Raw genomic sequence first — 5,184 nt, forward strand, 5'->3', positions numbered from 1 at the left:
TAATTATTAAATTATTGCTAAATTTATTTAAATTAGTTAAATGAAGGTTTAATAATTTTAAACAAACTATAAAGATGTGAATAAAATTTTATTAAAAACTATAAAATCTATAGTCGGAGTTTTAAGTCTATTTAATATATGCGCCTTATAACTACAAAGAACTAAAATGAGTAAGTTGTATTTCTTAAATTCAAAAACAACACTAAAGCCTTGATAATTAAAGGTAAATGGTCTTTGGTGGTGAAGTGAGTTAGAAGAAAAAGTTGTATCTTTTTATCCAAATAACCATATTTTAGTAATGGTTATTTTGTTGCTTCAGACATAAAAATAATAAAAGTAACGCTGTACATAAGTTGCTTTTGATTAGACAATATTATTGCTACAATAAAACCTCATCAATAAATCCACATCAATAAACCATCAATAAACCATCAATAAGAAGCGTAGTTTCGAAGGTTTATATTTTGACAATTAGTAAATTCTCTACAATAAGTACGTACTAGATAATAATTACAGTCTAGATAATAAGAATATTGTTTAAAGTTAATTCTTATTTGTTAGATTGCCTTTAACTTATCCTTTGTCAAAAAACATTAAGCTCGAGAAAAAAGTTACGAAGATTGATGGATTTACTGTTGTCTTTATCAGGAGTGTGATTTTCCGCTATAATATACAAGATAGCCTATGAATGGCTAAAGATAACCTAATCCCCAATTTAGATGGTCTGATTAACCAAGAATTTTATCCAATAACAACAAGAGATCAGTTGTTAAATCTCTTCCTCTAGTTTTTAAATTCATGTATCTTCTAGTGGTTTAATTTTGAACTAGCTAGTACTTTCTTTACTTTTATATCTTAAATCAACTTATGATTACATTATTTAAACGTTGCTATTGCCAAACAATTGTTGTGGGCAGCTTAGCTTTAGCAAGTTGTTCAGTTGTTACAAATATTGTTGCTCCAAGCAGTACTGAAATGAATGCTTTAAGTGCTCAACAGTACACGCAACTAGTTACTGAAAATCAAAAAGCAGTTGATAGAAGTAGTGCTACTTACCGTCGTATTAATGCTATTTTTAAACGCATGATTCCATTTGCGAATAAATTAAACAAAACTGGAACTGAGTTTGAATGGCAATTAACTGTATTCAAAAGTAACACTGTAAATGCCTTTGCTATGCCTGGAGGCAAAATTGCTTTTTATACTGGTTTAGTAGAAAACTTAAAACTAACTGATGATGAAATTGCTGCCGTAATGGGTCATGAAATGATTCATGCTCTTAACGAACATAGCCGTAAAGCTTATGCAGGTCAGTTAGTTACAAATGGAGCTTTAGCTATTGGGTCTGTGGCTGTAGGTGTAGCTTCTGGTGTTGATCCAAACTCACTTTATAGTTTATCTTCAGCAATTGGTGCTGTGGGTATTACTCTACCTTATAGTCGTTCAAATGAAACTGAAGCTGATGTGGAAGGTTTATATTTAATGGCACAAACTGGTTATGATCCACGTGCTAGTTTAACCCTTTGGAAGAAAATGGCTGCTTACTCTGAAAAACTTGGAGCTGAAAAAACAGCAAATATTTTCTCAACTCACCCAACAGATGAAAAACGTTACGCTACTTTAAGCGAACACATGGAAAAAGCTTTAGAACTTTATAGACAAGCGAAAAAAGCCAAATAATGCAAAACCTTGTTCGTAAAACGATTATCTTTGCTATCTTTTTAGGGCTAGTACTAGTTATTACTACCTTGTATTACTTACGAGATCCGATTTACAATAAAGCGCGTTATGACTATCTTTCTACTCTTAGTTACAACCAAGTTATGGCTAACTATGAAAACAAACGCGCTGTGGAAAATTCAACAACCCGCGCCATGATGATTCAAAATCTTTTTGAACGGATGGTCGTAGTGTATAACCACTTATATCCAGAAGTACAGTATAACTGGGAGCTCAATCTCATTAAATCAGATAACATTAATGCTTATGCAATGCCTAGTGGAGGCATTGTTATCTTTACCGGAATAATTGATGAGTTAGAATTAACCTATGCAGAAGTAGCTGCGATTATCGGTCATGAAATGGGACATGTAATTCTAGAACATGCTCGTAATCGTCAAGCGCAAGAAAATCTTACCGAAGCTGCTGAAAATATAGGTTCATTTGTATTCCAGTTATTAACCGGTTCAAATAATGCGCGTACAGATGGAGTAGGGGATTTTGTAAGTCGAGTCTTAGTAGGATTAACTTATAGCCGTACTCAAGAGTTACAAGCAGATGTGTTAGGTATGTATCTAATTGCTAATGCTGGTATTGATCCTAGTGCTGCTGTAAGTGTATTCCAAAAACTAGGAACTCTCGAAAGTAGTGATAGTGATTTTCGTAGTGATCACCCTTATTCAGAAAAACGTGTAAGTTTATTACAAAAACATTTACCTCAAGCTAAAGAGATATATGAGTTAATGACCATTTATCAAAAACATGGGGTAAAAGAGAACTTCCCGTACGTAAAACCGAATTTACAAAATCGGTACTAAGTTAAAGGGAAGCAAAAATCCATTTAAATTAAGCAAATTTTTAAGTAATTAAATTCGCTCTCAAGTGATTAAAATTACTATAAACTTACCATAAATAAAGCCGAAGTTAGAGTTCTAACTTCGGCTTTAATTGTAGCTAAATTATTTTGCTAAGTATTCTTTTACTTTTTCAACAATCGCGTGAATTGTTTCGTTGTTAGCTGTAGCTTCTTCTAATTTACCTAAGAAACCACTTACTAAGTCTTCACCTAAAGGTAATTTAGGTAATAAGTTTTGTAATGCAGTTTTTGCATCATCAAAGTTTAATTCTTTAATACTGTCTAAAGCTTTTGCTGGGTTGCTTAAATCAATATCTTTTAATGATTTAACAGTATCCATCATTTGTGAAGCTTTATTTAAAATATCACCGAACATAAAAATTCCTTATAAATTAATAATTGAAAAAACATTTGCCATTCTATGACAGGCATTTTAGCCAAAAGTTCTAATTAATTGTTAAGTTTGTGCTTTAAGTCTTGATAATTGGTAATTTTAGTTATCGGTGATTTTATTAAAATTTAACTACTCGATTATTGTAAATTCTGGGATTAAAACGGAAAAATCCTCTTATCGGTGATAAGAGGATCAATAAAGTAATTAATAAAACATATCTACAAGAAACTACGATAAGGTAGCTCAGGTTCGTCGATAAAGATATCATGGAAGCCCCTATCAAATTGATAAAACATTCTATCTTTATCAGTTGGAAAGGTGTATTGTCCACCCACTTGCCAGAAAAATGGTCGGAAATCCCAACATAGACGATCTTTTTTCAACTTCCATAGTAATTCAATTTCACGAGTATCTGATTGGAAATTAGACCAGATATCATGGTGAACTGGGATTACTACTTGAGTTTTTAAACATTCAGCCGCACGTAATAAGTCAGATGCGGTTAATTTATCTGTAACTCCACGTGGGTTTTCACCATAAGCCATTAAAGCTACATCAATATGGTGATCATTACCGTGCTTAGCATAGTAATTAGAATAGTGTGAATCTCCAGAGTGATATAAATTACCACCAGAAGTTTCGAATAAATAGTTTACTGCACGTTGATCCATTTGATCGAGGATAGCTTTATCAGTAGAAGATACTCCTTCTGGTAAAGTAACTAAAGCCGTACGGTCAAAGGCATCAAGTACGCGAATTTTAACTGAGCCTACTTCGATAGTGTCACCAACTTTAGCAACAATACATCTTTCAGCAGGTACACCCCAACTTGTCCATAAGTTAACACAAGCTTGAGGTCCAATGAATTTTACGTGTTCACCACAGTTTTGCATTACTGCTGCAGCCACATTAACGTCAATATGGTCAGCATGGTCATGCGTTGCCATAATCGCATCCACTTCACGAATAGCAAATGGATCTAATGGGAAAATGGCAGTACGTAAATTAGGTTGTAAAGCTCTTACCCCACCCATGCGCATCATTTGGTGTTGTTTTTTCATAAATGGATTACGGGTTGTACGTTTACCTGTTCCACACCAAAAATCAACACAAATATTGGTATTTTCTGCGGTTTTGAGCCAAATGCCTACACAACCTAGCCACCACATAGTAAAGGTATTAGGTTGTACTTGATAGTCGGCAATTTGTTCGTTTAACCAAGTACCCCATTCAGGGAAAGTAGAAAGAATCCAAGACTCGCGGGTAATTTCAGTAACTTTACTCATATCAAAAAGTCCTTAAGTGGGAAATTAAACGGTAATAACCTCAACGCCTTGGACTTTTAAGGCTGCGATAACACGCGGATCGGCATTTTTGCCCGTAATCAGAATATCAATATTCGGAGCTGGAACAAAAAGCTGACCTTGACGTGAACCTATTTTTTCAGAGTCGACTAAGCATACGAGTTTTTGCACTTGAGGAATGAGTTTTTGTTCAGCAAGTAAACTTAGAAGATCTGACTTAAATAAACCTTGTTCAGTAAGTCCAGAGCCACTAGTAAACATATATTTACCAGCATAAATTTGGTTATGATGAAGATCGTTGGTAATAAAAAGATTCTTTTCTGGGTAGAATTGACCTCCAATTACAATAGTAGCTCCTCGTACATGATGTTCAATTAAGAACTTAAGTAGTGGGAAATAATTGGTTACCACTCGAATATTTTTACCGCAGATTTCTTGTCCCAATAAGAACGCTGTAGACCCACAATTAATTATCACTGAATCACCATCATCACATAAAGCGGCAGCAGCCATAGCAATACGACGCTTTTCTTCATAGTTATGTGAGGTATTAATGTTAAAACTCGACCACTCATGAAAATTATTGGCTGCAATTTTTGTACAACCGTTACGAATTTTTTGTAGTTTACCAGCTGCAGCTAATTGACGGATGTATCTTCTTGCTGTTACAGGAGATACTCCAAGCATATGCGCTACTTGTGACACTGATAAAACATCGACTAATTCTAATTAACTTAAGAGGAAGCCTTGTTTTTGTTCACTATTAACATAGGATTCATTGGTCATAGGTCTAATTCAGTTGTGTTTAAGTTACTAACACTATAGCAATAATAAAATTTACGAAAGTTAAAGAAATTTAATAAAAAATTTAAATAAAAATTAACACCGCAGCTTTAAGTTGCGGTTTTTTC

Annotated in this window: 5 protein-coding genes; 2 read left to right on the top strand and 3 right to left on the bottom strand. The window is 33.7% G+C overall.

Features of this window, described 5'->3' with window-relative positions; translation table 11 throughout:
• The first annotated feature begins 867 nt into the window (after positions 1 to 867).
• Both CKF58_RS07560 and CKF58_RS07565 read left to right on the top strand, forming a co-directional pair.
• Positions 868 to 1,680 (top strand): M48 family metallopeptidase, encoded by an 813-nt coding sequence (locus CKF58_RS07560; protein ID WP_119532567.1) that lies wholly within the window; start codon positions 868 to 870, stop codon positions 1,678 to 1,680.
• Positions 1,680 to 2,537, top strand: a complete 858-nt coding sequence (locus CKF58_RS07565; protein ID WP_119532569.1) for a M48 family metallopeptidase — start codon at positions 1,680 to 1,682, stop codon at positions 2,535 to 2,537. The genes CKF58_RS07560 and CKF58_RS07565 overlap by 1 nt, the downstream gene beginning before the upstream one ends.
• A 141-nt stretch (positions 2,538 to 2,678) precedes the next feature.
• On the opposite strand, the gene CKF58_RS07570 is transcribed toward CKF58_RS07565, so the two are convergent.
• From CKF58_RS07570 to ulaR, 3 genes are all read right to left on the bottom strand, one after another.
• The gene (locus CKF58_RS07570) at positions 2,679 to 2,951 is read right to left on the bottom strand and encodes a hypothetical protein (protein ID WP_119532571.1); all 273 of its coding nucleotides are present in this window, start codon (positions 2,949 to 2,951) and stop codon (positions 2,679 to 2,681) included.
• Positions 2,952 to 3,187: 236 nt separating this feature from the next.
• Positions 3,188 to 4,255 (bottom strand): L-ascorbate 6-phosphate lactonase, encoded by a 1,068-nt coding sequence (ulaG, locus tag CKF58_RS07575; RefSeq protein WP_119532573.1) that lies wholly within the window; start codon positions 4,253 to 4,255, stop codon positions 3,188 to 3,190.
• Between the two features lie 24 nt (positions 4,256 to 4,279).
• Entirely contained in the window at positions 4,280 to 4,978 is a 699-nt protein-coding gene (ulaR, locus tag CKF58_RS07580) for an HTH-type transcriptional regulator UlaR (RefSeq protein WP_281270698.1), read from the bottom strand.
• Positions 4,979 to 5,184: the final 206 nt, after the last annotated feature.

Origin of the sequence: Psittacicella hinzii (assembly GCF_003585935.1) — a bacterium.
Lineage (GTDB): Bacteria > Pseudomonadota > Gammaproteobacteria > Enterobacterales > Psittacicellaceae > Psittacicella > Psittacicella hinzii.

Coding starts and splice junctions, on each gene's coding strand:
- CKF58_RS07560 (WP_119532567.1), top strand. CDS start 868: ATGATTACATTATTTAAACGTTGCTATTGCCAAACAATTGTTGTGGGC.
- CKF58_RS07565 (WP_119532569.1), top strand. CDS start 1,680: ATGCAAAACCTTGTTCGTAAAACGATTATCTTTGCTATCTTTTTAGGG.
- CKF58_RS07570 (WP_119532571.1), bottom strand. CDS start 2,951: ATGTTCGGTGATATTTTAAATAAAGCTTCACAAATGATGGATACTGTT.
- ulaG (WP_119532573.1), bottom strand. CDS start 4,255: ATGAGTAAAGTTACTGAAATTACCCGCGAGTCTTGGATTCTTTCTACT.